The 14,766-nt window shown below is 63.7% G+C and carries 13 protein-coding genes; 9 read left to right on the top strand and 4 right to left on the bottom strand.

The genetic code is table 11. The features are described 5' to 3' along the window. Window positions 1-4 precede the first annotated feature (4 nt). From N7607_RS13560 to N7607_RS13590, 7 genes are read left to right on the top strand one after another with little or no spacing between them, the layout of a single operon-like run. A complete protein-coding gene (locus N7607_RS13560) occupies window positions 5-1,273 on the top strand; it encodes a capsule biosynthesis protein (RefSeq protein ID WP_279868460.1) in 1,269 nt (422 codons plus the stop codon). An 11-nt stretch (window positions 1,274-1,284) separates the two neighbouring features. Then, complete coding sequence (locus N7607_RS13565; protein WP_279868458.1) at window positions 1,285-2,898, top strand: aldolase catalytic domain-containing protein; 1,614 nt, start codon at window positions 1,285-1,287, stop codon at window positions 2,896-2,898. 7 nt (window positions 2,899-2,905) lie between these two features. After that, the gene (locus tag N7607_RS13570; RefSeq protein WP_279868457.1) at window positions 2,906-3,652 is read left to right on the top strand and encodes a 3-deoxy-manno-octulosonate cytidylyltransferase; all 747 of its coding nucleotides are present in this window, start codon (window positions 2,906-2,908) and stop codon (window positions 3,650-3,652) included. Next, on the top strand, window positions 3,652-4,305 hold the full coding sequence (locus N7607_RS13575) for an HAD family hydrolase (protein WP_279868455.1): 654 nt from the start codon (window positions 3,652-3,654) through the stop codon (window positions 4,303-4,305). Before N7607_RS13570 ends, N7607_RS13575 begins: the two co-directional genes overlap by 1 nt. 46 nt (window positions 4,306-4,351) lie before the next feature. Beyond that, the gene (locus tag N7607_RS13580; RefSeq protein WP_279868453.1) at window positions 4,352-5,404 is read left to right on the top strand and encodes a polysaccharide pyruvyl transferase family protein; all 1,053 of its coding nucleotides are present in this window, start codon (window positions 4,352-4,354) and stop codon (window positions 5,402-5,404) included. Next, the gene (locus N7607_RS13585; protein ID WP_279868452.1) at window positions 5,398-6,597 is read left to right on the top strand and encodes an O-antigen ligase family protein; all 1,200 of its coding nucleotides are present in this window, start codon (window positions 5,398-5,400) and stop codon (window positions 6,595-6,597) included. Before N7607_RS13580 ends, N7607_RS13585 begins: the two co-directional genes overlap by 7 nt. Continuing rightward, the gene (locus tag N7607_RS13590; protein ID WP_279868451.1) at window positions 6,582-7,436 is read left to right on the top strand and encodes a lipopolysaccharide core biosynthesis protein; all 855 of its coding nucleotides are present in this window, start codon (window positions 6,582-6,584) and stop codon (window positions 7,434-7,436) included. The genes N7607_RS13585 and N7607_RS13590 overlap by 16 nt, the downstream gene beginning before the upstream one ends. 303 nt (window positions 7,437-7,739) lie before the next feature. On the opposite strand, the gene N7607_RS13595 is transcribed toward N7607_RS13590, so the two are convergent. After that, window positions 7,740-8,342 (bottom strand): toluene tolerance protein, encoded by a 603-nt coding sequence (locus N7607_RS13595; protein ID WP_279868450.1) that lies wholly within the window; start codon window positions 8,340-8,342, stop codon window positions 7,740-7,742. Between the two features lie 35 nt (window positions 8,343-8,377). On the opposite strand from N7607_RS13595, the gene msbA reads away from it, so the two are divergent. Continuing rightward, window positions 8,378-10,204, top strand: coding sequence for a lipid A export permease/ATP-binding protein MsbA (gene msbA / locus N7607_RS13600; protein WP_279868449.1), 1,827 nt, complete (start codon window positions 8,378-8,380; stop codon window positions 10,202-10,204). Between the two features lie 148 nt (window positions 10,205-10,352). Next, window positions 10,353-11,774, top strand: coding sequence for a bifunctional D-glycero-beta-D-manno-heptose-7-phosphate kinase/D-glycero-beta-D-manno-heptose 1-phosphate adenylyltransferase HldE (gene hldE, locus N7607_RS13605; protein WP_279868448.1), 1,422 nt, complete (start codon window positions 10,353-10,355; stop codon window positions 11,772-11,774). Window positions 11,775-11,807: 33 nt separating this feature from the next. Here the strand turns inward: hldE and N7607_RS13610 are convergent, their stop codons facing one another. The 3 genes from N7607_RS13610 to N7607_RS13620 form a co-directional block, all read right to left on the bottom strand. Beyond that, a complete protein-coding gene (locus N7607_RS13610; protein WP_279868447.1) occupies window positions 11,808-12,713 on the bottom strand; it encodes a metal ABC transporter ATPase in 906 nt (301 codons plus the stop codon). Between the two features lie 83 nt (window positions 12,714-12,796). Further along, entirely contained in the window at window positions 12,797-13,594 is a 798-nt protein-coding gene (locus N7607_RS13615; protein WP_279868446.1) for an aldo/keto reductase, read from the bottom strand. After that, window positions 13,591-14,766, bottom strand: coding sequence for an FAD-dependent oxidoreductase (locus tag N7607_RS13620; protein ID WP_279868445.1), 1,176 nt, complete (start codon window positions 14,764-14,766; stop codon window positions 13,591-13,593). Before N7607_RS13620 ends, N7607_RS13615 begins: the two co-directional genes overlap by 4 nt.

Below are 14,766 nucleotides of genomic sequence, written 5' to 3' on the forward strand. Positions count from 1 at the left end.
CGCCATGACGCAGGATGCCGTCGCCAACCCCTGGGCCGCCAAGGCCAGAGCCCTGGACCGCTACCGCTGGCTGCTGCTGCGCGAGCGTCATGGCCTGGTTGGCAGTGCCCTGCGCTTCGCCCGCGAGGCGCTGAGCGACTGGTGGTTCGGCGTGCGCGCGAAATGGCGTCTGGCCGAGGCGGGGCCTGCCGAGTCCTGCGATTTCCTGTTGCTGCAGTCGTCGCCCAAGGTGATCAAGCTGCAGCGCAAGAAACTGCTGATCGAGGCGTTGCGCGCACGCGGCCACCGCCTGATCGAGACCGCGCTGCAGGAGCCCAAGGTCCTCCTGCGCGAGCGGCAGCTCCAGCATCCGCCATTCCCAGTGCCGACCCGCTACTTCGGCATCGCCGCCCATGCCCAATGGCTGGTGGGGCATTATCAGCCGCGCGTGTTGCTTAATGATCGCAACGGCAGCCTGTATTCCCCTTTTCTGCGTCTGGCCCTGAACGCCCGGCAGAGCCTCCTCGTGCACCTGGCCCATGCCACCACGGGTGAAGGCTCGCGGCGCCTGGGCATGAACGACTACGACTACTACTTCCTATTCGGCCAGAGCTCGCTGGATGCCTTGCAGGCGCGCGAGCTGCGCTTCGGCACCTCGACGGCGGTGCTGGCCGGCTCGCACATGATCGACAAGGCCTTCGACCTGCCGCCGGCTGATCCGGCGCGGCGGGTGATGCTGGTGCTGGGCGTCGGTCCGGACAAGGAGAAGGAAGCCGGCTACCAGCGCACCTATGCCCTGTTGCGTGACTGGGCAGCGCGCAATCCCGACTATCAGATGCTAATCAAGGCCCACCCGCGCAGCCAGGTGCCGTTCTGGCAGGAGGAGGCACAAGCGCTGAGCAACATCGAGGTGCTGCCGCGCGAGTGTGGTCTTGCTGAGGCGCTGGCACGCTCCACAGTGGTGGTCAACATCATGTCCAACGCTGTGATCGAAGCCGCCTTGGCGCGGCGTCCGCTGGCCCATGTGAATGCCAGCGATGAGCCCGATATCTTTGGGCAATCTCATTTTTTCGGTGAGGCTGTGGGTTCAGTCGAGCGTCTTAGTGCCGCCGTTTCGGCTATTGAAGCCGATTACAGTCAGCATCTGTTGCAGGCCCAAGCTTTTGCTCATTATCACTTGACACATGGAAGCAAGGGGTTGGAGCACAATCTAGATCTGCTCGAGGCTCTGCTGCGAGGCGAGCCCTGCGCGGGCGAGACTTTGCCGGCTCGGGACCGGACGATTAACTTTTAGGAGGTTCCGCGATGAATCGACCCGCTCTGAGGCTGCTCGACTGCACCTTGCGCGATGGCGGCTATTACAACAACTGGGACTTCGATGCGGAGCTGGTACGTGACTACCTGCTGGCCATGCAGGCTCTGGGTATTGACTACGTCGAGCTGGGCTTTCGCAGTCTGGATCGCCAGGGCTTCCGTGGCGCCTATGCCTACACTACCGACAGCTTTCTACGCACTCTGAGCATCCCGGAGGGGCTGCATATTGGGGTGATGGTCAATGCCAGTGAGTTACTGCGCTATGCCGAGGGCTGGCAGAGCGCCGCCGCCCTGATGTTCGCCCCGGCCGAGCAGTCGCCGGTAGCACTAGTGCGCCTAGCCTGCCATGTGCACGAGTTTGCCGAAGCACTGCCGGTCTGCGACTGGCTCAAGGGTTTGGGCTACCTGGTGGGGATCAACTTAATGCAGGTGGCCGATCGACAGCCCCAGGAGATCGAGCTGCTGGCTCGGCGGGCCAGCGGGCATGGGTTGGACGTGCTCTATTTTGCCGACAGCATGGGCAGCCTCTCTCCGGCCAAGACCAGCGAGATTATCACTGCGCTGCGCAGGGGCTGGCAGGGCGAGATGGGTATTCACACCCACGACAATTGCTCCATGGCGCTGGCCAACACACTGCAGGCGATCGCCGATGACGTGCTCTGGCTGGACAGTACGGTCACCGGTATGGGGCGCGGCCCTGGTAACGTGCGCACCGAGTACCTGTTCATCGAACTGATGGCGCGCTATGGCCGCAGCGGCAACATCGCGCCCCTTATGAATCTGATCGCCCGGCATTTTCAGCCCATGCAGCGGCGATATGGCTGGGGGACCAACCCCTATTACTTTCTCGCCGGTACCTATGGCATTCATCCCACCTACATCCAGGAAATGCTTTCCGACTCGCGCTATGCCGAGGAGGATCTGCTGGTCGCCATCGAGTTTCTGCGCCAGCACGGCGGCAAGAAATACAACCCCGGCACCCTGGAGTCGGCCCGTCACTTCTTCAGTGGCGAGCCTCAAGGGCGCTGGGCGCCAAGCGCTCTGATCGAGGGGCGTGAGGTGCTGCTGCTTGCCAGCGGGCCCGGCGTGGCTCGACATCGCCAGGGACTGGAGGATTACATCCGTCGTGCCCGTCCTGTGGTCATAGCGCTCAATACCCAGAGCCAGCTGGCCTCCGAGCTGATCGACGTGCGTGCGGCCTGCCATCCGTTCCGGCTGATGGCCGACTGTCAGGAGCATCGCCGCCTGCCCCAGCCCCTGATAGTGCCGGCGCATATGCTGCCGGAGTCCCTCAAACAGGAGCTTTCCGGCAAGGAATTGCTGGATTTCGGCTTGTCGGTTCAGAGCGACCAGTTCGCCTTCGCCGAGCAGCACTGCATCCTGCCCACCTCACTGGTCGTAGCCTATGCCCTGGCCATTGCGGCCAGCGGCCGCGCGACCCGCGTACTGCTGGCCGGTTTCGACGGTTATGCCGCCGACGATCCCCGCGCCCTGGAGGTCCGGGGGCTGCTTGATGCCTACCAGCAGTTGCCGCAGACTCCTCCGTTGCTGGCCGTGACGCCGAGCCGCTATCAGGTGCCGAGCACCTCCATTTATGCCCTGTGAGGCCTGCATGACGAACTCCGTTCTCGACTATGCCGTCATCATTCCGGCCCGCTACGAGTCGAGCCGGCTGCCCGGCAAGCCGCTGGTCGAGCTCTGCGGTGTGCCCATGGTGGTGAGGACCTATCGTCAATGCCTGCAGGCCTGCCCGGCAGAGCTTATTTATGTGGCCACCGATGATGCGCGTATTGCCGATGTCTGCCAGGCCGAAGGTATTCAAGTCCTGATGACGAGTGCTGACTGCTTGACTGGCACCGACCGGGTGGCTGAGTGCGCCCGGAAACTCTCGGCACAGGTGCTGATCAACGTGCAGGGCGACGAACCGGTGTTCAATCCGCAGGATCTGCGCCAGATCATTGCCAGTCTCGCCGACTATCAAGGCGAGGTGCTCAATGGCTTCTGTGCCATCGAGGGCGAGATGATGTTTCGCAGCGTCACCATCCCCAAGGTAGTGATGCGTCCCGATGGGCGTCTGCTTTACATGTCACGCTCGGCGATTCCCGGCACCAAGCAGCAGTCCTTCGTGCGGGGCTGGCGGCAGGTCTGCGTCTATGCCTTCCCGCGGGCGGCGCTGGAGGCCTTCGCCGCTCAGCCGGGCAAGACTCCCCTGGAGGAGCTGGAGGACATCGAGATCCTGCGCTTCCTCGAACTGGGCTGGGAAGTGCGTATGCTGGAGATGTCGTCCGAATCGGTGGCGGTGGATACGCCGGAGGACGTTGCCAGAGCCGAGGCGGCAATCCGCGAGCGGGGGCTCTGATGGGCCCGCTCGAGCATTACCGTACCTTGGTCTTCGACTGCGACGGTGTTGTGCTGGACTCCAACCGAGTCAAGACCGAGGCCTTTCATGCCGCGGCTCTGCCCTACGGCAAAAAGGCGGCCTCGGAGCTAGTAGCCTATCACGTGGCGCACGGTGGCATTTCCCGCTACCGCAAGTTCGAATATCTGCTGCGGCATATTCTGGGCCGCCAAGAGAGTCTCGAAGAGCTTCAAGTGCTGCTTCAATGCTACGCCGGTTTGGTTCGCGAGGGGCTGCTCGGCTGCGCAGTGGCGCCTGGGCTGGTCGAGTTGCGCGAGCGTCTGCCCGATTGCCGCTGGATGATAGTTTCCGGCGGCGATCAGGCTGAGTTGCGCGAGATATTCGCTATGCGGGGGCTCGCGGAACTCTTCGATGGCGGCATCTTCGGTAGCCCGGATGCCAAGGACCTGATCCTCGAACGGGAGCTAAGGCGAGAGAGCATTCGCCAGCCAGCGCTGTTCATTGGGGATAGTCGCTTCGATCACCAGTGTGCGCGGCAGTCCGGCTTGGACTTTGTCTTTCTGCATGGCTGGAGCGAGTTCAAGAGCTGGCGCGAGTACTGCGACGCCGAGTCGATAGAGGCTCGCGGCCGCCTGCTCGACCTTCTCAGTTAAGAAGCCGCCCAAGGCGGTCGTTGTGTATTAGTGGATGACGTTTCTCATGCAAGCCTTTCTCTTCAATGACACTTCCTATGAGCAGCATCACGGCTCCCAGCTCGTGGTGCGGCAAATTTACCGCCTGGCCGCTGCTGCAGGCATTCGCATCAGTCGAGCCTGTCCCATGCGCTATGACTGGCAGGCGGACGAGCGCCTGAAGGCTGATATACGTCGTGTTGATCTGTGCCTGATCAATGGTGAGGGCACGATGCATGACGATGCGCGCCAGGCTCTGCGGCTGGGCGAACTGGCGGGCTACTGTAAGGCCCATGGCGTTCCTTGCTTTCTAATTAACAGCGTATGGCAGCGCAACGACAGGCTGAACGAACTGGCACGTGACTTCAGCGGGATATATGTGCGGGATCGTCTCAGCGCTCAGGAGCTTGAAAGCGCTGGAATGGTGGCGCAGGTGGTGCCTGATCTTACGCTGAGTCTGGATGAGCTGCCGCAGCCGGGGCCGCGCCTAGGCGGGCTGGTCAATGGCAGCGTGTTCGCCGAGCGTACCTGGGAGGCCTGGCAAGCGGCCAGGAACGCTGAGGTCGAGTACCTGAGCATCAAGGCGCCGCCCACTCTGCAGACGGGCAAAGGATTTCCCTCCTATGTGCTCAAGAGTCTGGCTCGGCGCATCAAGGCTGAGCTGAAACAACTCGCTAGCCGTGTCGCAGCTGTCCCCGAGGCTCGGAGCGAGAAGGCGCTGACTCACTTGCGTTGGCGTCACGCGACCAGAACGCTGTGGGCCTTTTTGCTGCGCCTGGGGCGTTCCGAATGGGTCGTGACTGGGCGTTTTCACTGCGTGACGCTCTGCCTGCTGACGCGCACGCCTTTCGTTGCCGTTGTTTCCAATACCCACAAGATCGAGTCGTTACTACAGGAGGCGGGCTTGCAACCCCGCTTGGCCGAGAGTTTCGCCGAAGCAGTAGAAAAGGCACCTCGCTGGCCGTTTTCTCCTGACGAGCTGCAGGCCCTGGAGGCTTTCCTGTTACGGTCCCGAGAGCAGGCGCAAGAGATGTTTCGCCAAATAGCCCATCACTGCAGTCAGCGGGAGTCGCGATGCTGATGGATTTTCGAGTGGTAACGGGGCGGCTGCCGCTGGTGTTTGCCTGGCTGTCTACGGCCGTGCTGTTGCTAGGTCGCTTCTGGTGGCCGGGCGAGACGTCGGCGTGGGCCAGTAGTCTTCGCATCTGTCTGGGCTTCTTTCTTCTTGCGGCGCTGCTGAACTGGCGTCAGGTCTGGTCTGAGCTCGCCGAACGTAACCTGCTGCTGGTGATGGCTGCCTTCACGCTTTGGGTCGTGGCTAGCGTGCTCTGGTTGGGGGGGGAGGCTGATATTCTGAGACGTGGACTGGTACTTTTGGTGTTCACCATGGCGGTTGCCTTCCTGACTAGTCGGTATCCCCAAGCATTCGTGCAGTTGCTGCAAGCGGCTGCAGTTCTCGGTGCCGTCGCCGCCTTGGTCACCCTCTACCTGGAGCTGCAGAAGAGCGGCTTCGGTTTCCGCTATCGGGCCTTTCGCTTGCACAGCTCGGGTATTCCCGGATTCGCCGAGTTCGGTAATCCGATCATCTCGGGCATGCATCTGGCTTTTGCCGGGCTTACCGTCTTTTGGTGCTTGTTGAGCAACCGGCGCTGGTCGTCTCGCCTATTCTGGGGGCTTCTGCTATTACCGCTGGGTGCCTATGCATTCTTCACATTTTCCCGTAGCGCCTGGCTGGCGCTAGCGGCCGGCGGTCTTTTTCTGCTATGGCGCCTTGGCAATCTAAGGGTATGGCTGTTGAGTGGCGCTGCGCTGATGGTGGTGCTGGCGTTAGTGCTGATGCAGTTTCCCGGCATGTTTGATATAGAGGCCTCCAGAAACGTGACCCATCGAGACCTGATCTGGCGGATGGTGCTGGATGCCATGCCCGGCTACTGGCTTCAGGGGCATGGAGCTGGGGTCAGCATGGAGGTGATGCACATTCCGGGTCAAACCGTGGTTAACACTCATAGTCTCTATCTTGAGGTGCTATTCCAATATGGTCTGACGGGTTTGCTGCTCTTCCTCGGCATGCTGCTGTTGGCGGTCAGGCGTCTCTGGCTGTGCTCGAACCCACTGGCGTTGCTGGCGCTTGCCCTACTGTCGGCAAGCGCGGCGGTGATGTTCTTCGAGTTGCATTCGTTCATTCACTCCCCGAATCTGATCTGGCTGTGGATTTGGTTGCCACTAGCCATGGCCTTGGGGTCACGAGGTAAGCCTACATGCTCGTTGGCATAGAAGCTTCCGGACGGCATTTGCAATTGACCGGCGGGGCTAGGGTCTGTCTGGGCGATCTCGCCAGCCTCCGTGGAAAGTTTTCGGGTTCGGTCTTCTTGGTAGCTTCCGGGCCCTCGGTTTCCCAGTTCCCGATGTCGCACTATCGTGATTGGCCAATGCTGGCGATGAACGGTTCCATCCAGCGCTTCCTCGAAGAAGGCATCAGCCCGCTGTTCTATCTGTGTGACGACAAAGGAGTTGCCCAACATAAGGGGCAGGCGGTCGCCGATGGTATTCGTCATTCACGATATGCTGCGCTGGGGCTTTCCTCTCTGGAACAGGTGGCACTAAATAGCCCGGATGCGTTGTGCAAGGAAGAGCTTTTTCTGCTCGAGCGGGTCAATCGCCTGCGTGGACAGGCTGAGCTATCGGATCGGCTTTTCGCCTGGAGCAACCGTCGCAACCCGGACATTTCGGTGAACTGGTCTCTGCTGCACCAGAAACGCAACCGTATTGGTTTTAGTCGTGATCTCTGCCAAGGCTATTTTAATGCGAGGACCATCGCTTATGCGGCCCTGCAGATGGCCTGTCACCTGGGGTTCAGTCGGGTATTCATGGTCGGGGTGGACATGAATCCGGCACATGGGCACTTCTACGACCCTGAAGGCAAGGTGATACCGAGCCGGCTGGCCGACGACTGGGATGACTACATTCGCCCGAGCTTCGATCTGCTGAAGGAAAAGGTGTTGGGGCCGGGCTTTCAGGTGTTCAATCTTTCCCAGCAGAGCCGCATTCCTGAGTCACTGGTGCCCAGGCTGGCTTGGGATCAATTGGATGCTGCGCTGCAAGCTGCAAGTTGATGCAGGAGCGTATGCCAGGAAGTATAAAATCTAGGTGATTTATCTGGCCGGGGGCGAAAGTGTGTGTTAGGGGCTCAATGGTTGGCTCTAGCGTGCGCTGATCGAGGATATCGAAAGCATCCCTGGCGGGCTGGCGTTGCTGGGCATAGGAGCACTGCTCAATCGGCGCTTCTGCGAGCAGATGCGAGATCCTGAGGTCGTCCATGTGCTTGGAACCGATGTCCATTCGTGGGCCCTTGGGTATGCACGCTGGAATCTGCTGGTGTCCGGTCTGTGCTGATAATGAGCTTGCGTGCCTGAACCTCAATCGCTTGCTTGGTATAGCGCCAGCAGCCGGTCGAGGGGAAAACGTTCCAGTTTGCGCCGCTGCAAGTAGCTGCGCAGGTGTTCGAAGTTGCGGCGGATCAGGCCACGGTTCAGCGGGAACGGATAGCAACGCAGATCCAGTACGTCGATCAGCCCGAACTGGCCAGGTGCAATCAGCAAAATGTTGCCAAGGTGAAGGGAGCGAAAGTATACGCCCTGGCAGTGTAGCAGGCGGAAGAAGCTTGCCAGCGCTGGCAGCTCCAGTGCTAGCCTCGGGTCATCATTGCGCAGCAGTTGTTCCAGCGACTCGCCTGGTAGGGGGGCGTAGAGGCAGGCGCTGAGCCCTTTGCGGCGGTTGAGCCAGAAAATCTCGCTGATGTCTGGGGTGGCGACGCCCCGCGCGCGCAGGCGCTCGGCGTTGTGGCGAAAGCGCCGGGCAGCGGGCCACAGGCGCGATTGCAAGAGCGGGCGTCGGGTGTGGAATATCTTCAGGAAGCGGCCATCGGAGAGCGCCACTACCTTAGGGCCGCGGGCGTCCCGCTCTAAAACCCTGCCGCTGGCTAGCCAGCTTTCCAGTTCCTGCGCTGTTACAATCCGCATCTCGTTCCTCTAGCCAGTCTATGGTGCCTCTCCGCATGGCCAATTCTACCCAGCAATCCAGCCTTAAGGTTTACCTGCGATTGCTGAAATACGTGGTGCCCTACTGGGGGCTGTTCGCCATCAGTATCCTGGGTTTTCTGATTTTTGCCTCCACGCAGCCCATGCTGGGCTACATACTCAAGTTCTTCGTTGACGGTTTGAGCAATCCGGATGCGGGTTTCTTCGCCACGGTTCCCTACCTCAAGGACTACGCCTGGCTTGCCGAGCTCAAGCTGCTGCAGGCGGTGCCGCTGTTGATCGTGCTGATCGCGGTTTGGCAGGGGCTCGGGTCCTATCTGGGCAACTACTTCCTGGCCCGGGTCTCGATGGGGCTGGTGCAGGACCTGCGCATCGCCCTGTTCAATAATCTGCTGACGTTGCCCAACCGCTACTTCGACAACCACAATTCCGGCCATCTGATTTCCCGCATCACCTACAACGTGACCATGGTGACGGGCGCCGCCACCGACGCGATCAAGGTGGTCGTGCGTGAAGGGATGACGGTGTTGTTCCTGTTCGCCAGTCTGCTGTGGATGAACTGGAAGCTGACCCTGGTCATGCTGGCCATCCTACCGGTGATCGGTGTGATGGTGGGCAGCGCCAGCAAGAAGTTTCGCAAGCAGAGCAAGAAGATCCAGGTGGCCATGGGCGATGTCACCCATGTGGCCTCCGAGACCATTCACGGCTATCGCGTGGTGCGCAGTTTCGGCGGGGAAGGCTATGAGCAAGAACGCTTTAGGGCGGCCAGCGAGGCTAACAAGGACAAGCAGCTGCGCATGGTCAAGACCAGCGCGGTCTACACCCCCAGCCTGCAGCTGGTGATCTACAGCGCCATGGCCGTGTTGATGTTCTTGGTTTTGCTGTTGCGTGGAGATGCTTCTACCGGTGATCTGGTGGCCTACATCACGCTTGCCGGTCTTTTGCCCAAGCCGATCCGCCAGTTGTCCGAGGTCAGCTCCACCATTCAGAAGGGGGTGGCAGGCGCGGAAAGCATCTTCGAGCAGCTCGACGAGGAGCCCGAGGTCGATCACGGCACTCAGGAGCGCGAGCGGGTCAGCGGCCGTCTGGAAGTGCGCAACCTGAGCTTCCAGTATCCGGGTGCGGAAAAGCCGGTGTTGCGCGACATCTCCTTCGTCGCCGAGCCGGGCCAGATGATCGCCCTGGTCGGCCGCTCCGGCAGTGGCAAGTCGACCCTGGCGAGCCTGATCCCGCGTTTCTATCACCATGAGCAGGGGCAGATCCTGGTCGACGATCTGGATGTCGAGGAATATCGCCTGCGCAACCTGCGCCAGCACATCGCCCTGGTCACCCAGCACGTCACCCTGTTCAACGACAGCGTGACCAACAACATCGCCTATGGCGATCTCGCGGGCGCTCCGCTCGAGCAGGTGCGCCAGGCGGCCGAGGCCGCCTATGCGTCCGAGTTCATCGACAAGCTGCCGCAGGGCTTCGATACCCTGGTCGGCGAGAACGGCGTGCTGCTCTCGGGTGGCCAGCGTCAGCGCCTGGCCATCGCTCGTGCGCTGTTGAAGAACGCTCCGCTGCTGATTCTCGACGAGGCCACTTCGGCGCTGGATACCGAGTCCGAGCGGCACATCCAGGCTGCCCTGGATCAGGTAATGAAGGGGCGTACCACGCTGGTCATCGCCCATCGCCTGACCACCATCGAGAAGGCCGACCTGATTCTGGTGATGGACCAGGGCGAGATCGTCGAGCGCGGCAGCCACGCCGGGCTGCTGGCGCAGAACGGCTACTACGCGCGTCTGCATGCCAAGCAGTTCGAAGATGGTGGCGAGCAGCCGCTGGAGCAGGAGTCCGTGTAAGCGTGCCGTCCCGAGCGCGGACGGCACCTGTCATCGGTAGTTCCCTTGCGGGCCGGCGCTGTTCGGGCGAGCGGGGGCCGGCCGGCGGGACTCGCATGCTATGATCCGCGGCGATTTTATTGCTGCCCCTGTCGAGAGTTCAGTGTCCATGAAGCTGTCCATGCCCCGTTACGATCAAGCCCCCGTTCTGGTGGTGGGCGATGTCATGCTCGACCGTTACTGGCATGGCGGCACGTCGCGCATTTCCCCGGAGGCGCCGGTGCCGGTGGTCAAGGTCGAGCAGATCGAGGATCGTCCGGGCGGCGCCGCCAACGTCGCGCTGAACATCGCCGCCCTCGGCGCGCCGGCTCTGCTGGTTGGCGTGACCGGTGAGGACGAAGCCGCCAACAGCCTCACCGATAGCCTCAACGCCGCCGGCGTGCGTGCGCACTTCCAGCGCATCGACGACCAGCCGACCATCGTCAAGCTGCGGGTCATGAGCCGTCACCAGCAACTGCTGCGCATGGACTTCGAAGAGCCCTTCCGCACCGATGCCGCCGCCCTGGCCAAGGACGTCGACAGCCTGCTCGCCGGGGTCAAGGTGTTGGTGCTGTCCGACTACGGCAAGGGCGCGCTGCAGAACCACCAGGCGCTGATCCAGCTGGCCCGCGCCCACGGCATCGCCGTGCTGGCCGACCCCAAGGGCAAGGATTTTTCCATCTACCGCGGCGCCAGCCTGATCACCCCCAACCTCAACGAGTTCGAGACCATCGTCGGCCATTGCGCCGACGAGGCCGAGCTGGTGGCCAAGGGCGCCAAGCTGATGCGCGAGCTGGAGCTGGGCGCGCTGCTGGTGACCCGCGGCGAGCATGGCATGACCCTGCTGCGCCCGGACCACGCACCACTGCACCTGCCGGCCCGCGCCCGCGAAGTATTCGATGTGACCGGCGCTGGCGACACGGTGATCTCCACTCTGGCCGCCTCCATCGCCGCCGGCGAGGAGCTGCCACAGGCCGTGGCCCTGGCCAACCTGGCCGCCGGCATCGTGGTCGGCAAGCTGGGGACCGCCGCCATCAGCGCCCCCGAACTGCGTCGTGCGGTGCAGCGCGAGCAGGGCTCCGAACGCGGCGTGCTGGGCCTGGAGCAACTGCTGGTGGCCATCGAGGACGCCCGCGCCCATGGCGAGAAGATCGTTTTCACCAACGGCTGCTTCGATATCCTGCATGCCGGTCACGTGACCTATCTGGAGCAGGCCCGCGCCCAGGGCGATCGCCTGGTGCTGGCGGTCAACGACGACGCCTCGGTATCGCGCCTCAAGGGCCCCGGCCGGCCGATCAACTCGGTGGACCGGCGCATGGCCGTGCTCGCCGGCCTCGGTGCGGTGGACTGGGTGGTGAGCTTCAGCGAAGACACCCCGGAGAACCTGCTGCGCGCGGTACAGCCGGACGTGCTGGTCAAGGGTGGCGATTACGGCATCGAGGGCGTGGTGGGCGCCGATATCGTGCGCGCCTATGGCGGCGAGGTGCGGGTGCTGGGTCTGGTGGAGAACAGCTCGACCACCGCCATCGTCGAGAAGATCCGCAGCAAGTGACAGTCGCGGCCACCCTCGGTGGCCGCATCCTCTTTACCCGGCCAGACGGCCGGGTTCCTTCTCCGCCTGATTCAGGCGTGCCTGCCAGTCCTTCCAGCGGATGCGCTCGTCGCGCACCAGCCAGCCGTCCTGGGCGGCAAAGCTCTCGGAGAGCCAGATACCGCGCGTGCTGGTCGGCAGCAGTGTGCCCTTGCGCAGGGTGAACAGCTCGGCGCCAGGTTTGCCGTGCTGCAGCGGTAGCAGGTAGATATCCGGGCGGCGGCGCTCCAGGCGCGCCACCAGCTCCGCGCCCTCCATGCGCTCATCGACATGGAACAGGCTGGGCTGGCGGCAGTCCTTCGGCAGCTCCAGGCGCAAGTCGTAAACCAGCTGCAGCGAGGCGGTGGGCAGGTGCACATAGGCACGCGGGCGTTCCATCAGCATCAGGTTGCCGCATTGCACCGGCCGCGCGGCACCGGACAGCGGGCTGAGGCGAAAGTGGTCGCTCTCGCGGTAGCGCAGCGCGCCCTGGTAAGGCGCAGGCAGCCAGGTGTCGGCGTAGCGGCCGGCCAGCCAGGTGCCGTCGTTCTCGATCAGGCATTCCTCGGCCACTTCCTGGATGGCGGTGAGCAGCGGCAGGTTCATCTCGTGGGTTGGCACGTAGCCGGAGATCAGCTTGAGAACCACGTCGCCGCGATCCGGGCGCTGCTGGCGCACCAGCAGCCAGTAGTCGCGGCCCTGCCAGGCCAGGGTCAGGCGTACCGAGATGCCGAGATTGGCCAGCTCCAGGGCGAAGCGCTGGTTGTCCGCGAGTTGCACCGGGCGACGCCGTTCGAGCATCTGGGCGAAGTTCAGCGGCAGGCCGAGGCCGCGATAGCTGAGTGCGTCCGCGCTGGCCTCGACATGTAGCGGCAGTGTCTTGAAATGACCCGGTGCTTTGCGGGCCAGCAGTCTCGACATATCGGCTCCTCGGTCGGCAGCCGTGCGGCTGCGGCGGATGGATGGGGCATGCGAGGTTCAGAGCGCGCCCAGAGCCCTGCAGTTTAGCCGCGGATCACCGCAGCGGCGGTGGCCGCGTTTGCCGCCAGATGTTGCGGGTTGATGGTGCCGACGATGGCGGCGGTGACGCCGGGGTGGCCGAACACCAGCTCGAAGCTGGCGCGCACCGGGTCTTCGCCGGCGAGTACCGCATGCCCGCTGGCCAGGGCTTTCTTGACCAGGATGCCCTTGTGGTGAGCGGCGGCGTGGTCGAGCACGGCGCGCTCACCCTGCTCGGCCAGGTTGTAGGTGACCATGGCGCAGTCGCCTTGCTGCAGAGCCAGCAGGCCGCCGTCCACGGTCTTGCCGGAGAGGCCGAAGGCGCGGATCTTGCCCTCGCGCTTGAGCTCGGCCAGGGTCTCGTACACCCCGCTGTCGCGCAGGATGGCGACATCGTTGCCGTCCGAATGGACCAGCAGCAGGTCGATGCGGTCGGTTTCCAGGCGCTGCAGGCTGCGCTCCAGGGAATAGCGCGCATGACGCGGCGAGAAGTCGAAGCTGGACTGGCCGCCGATGAATTCCTCGCCGACCTTGCTGACGATCACCCAGTCCTCGCGCTGGCCGCGCAGCAGCGGACCTAGGCGCTCCTCGCTGACACCATAGGCCGGCGCCGTGTCGATCAGGTTGATGCCCAGGCCGCGCGCCTGGTCGAGCAGGGCGCGGGCGGCGGCGTCATCGGGAATGGTGAAGCCGTTGGGGTACTTCACGCCCTGGTCGCGGCCCAGCTTGACCGTGCCCAGGCCCAGCGGCGAGACGATCAGGCCGCTGTCGCCCAGCGGGCGGTGCAGGTCGTGCAGGCTCATGGCAGTAGCTCCTCCCACACCGGCTTGGCCAGCGGCGGGCGCGGCAGTTCGGGCAGCGGAGCGTTGCCACCAGGCTGGATGCCGTCGCGCTGCAGCGCCGCAATGACCCGGTCACTGAAGTCCGGCGACAGTGCCAGCTTGGTCGGCCAGCCCACCAGCAAACGGCCTTGGTCGGCGAGGAAGGCGTTGTCCGGACGCACCAGGCCGGACTGCGCCGGTTCGGCGCGGTCGACGCGCAGGGTGGCCCAGCGCGCGCTGGACAGGTCGACCCAGGGCAGCAGATCGCCCAGCTCCTTCTGTGCGGCGCGGATCTGCGCCGCTTCGTCGCGGGCCACGCCATCGGCCTCGGCGATGTCGCCGCCGAGGTACCACACCCACTGGCCGTCGGCGGCCGGGTGGCTGGTCACGGTGATGCGCGGCTTCGGCCCGCCGCCCAGGCAGTGGGCGTACAGTGGCTTCAGGCTCGGGCCTTTGACCAGCACCATGTGTAGCGGGCGCAGTTGCTGCCTGGGTTGTTCCAGGCCAAGGCTGGCGAGCAGCTCGGCATTGCCCGAGCCGGCACTGAGCACGATGCGCTGGGCGCGGATCTCGCGGCCGTCGATCTGCAGGCCGATCAGCTCCTGACCCTCACGCAGCGGCGCGATCTCGCGAGCGGCCAGCAGGCTGTCGCCGGCCAGTTTGGCCAGGCGGGCGATCAGGCTGGGCACGTCGAGCACCAGCTCGGCCAGGCGGTAGACCTTGCCCTTGAATTTGGGGTGTTGCAGCGCCGGCGGCAGCTGGTCGCCCTTGACCTGGTCGACCCGGCCGCGCACCGCTTTGCTGGCGAAGAAGCTGGTCAGGTTGCCGGCCAGGCTGCCGGGCGACCACAGGTAATGGGCCTCGGACAACAGGCGCACGCCGGACAGGTCCAGCTCGCCATGGCCGGCCACGGCCTCGCGCCAGCGCTGCGGCATGTCGGCGATGGCTTCCGAGGCGCCGGTCAGCGCGCCGTGCAGGGCGTACTTGGCGCCGCCATGGATGATGCCCTGGGACTTCAGACTCTGTCCGCCGCCGAGACTGGCGCTTTCCACCAGAACGGTGGAGTAGCCGAGCTGGCGCAGGCGGGCATTGAGCCAGAGGCCGGCGATGCCGCCGCCGACGATCAGGATATCGGTGCTGAGGGATTGGGACAT

This window comes from Pseudomonas sp. GD04019 (assembly GCF_029837695.1).
In the GTDB taxonomy this organism is placed as follows: domain Bacteria; phylum Pseudomonadota; class Gammaproteobacteria; order Pseudomonadales; family Pseudomonadaceae; genus Aquipseudomonas.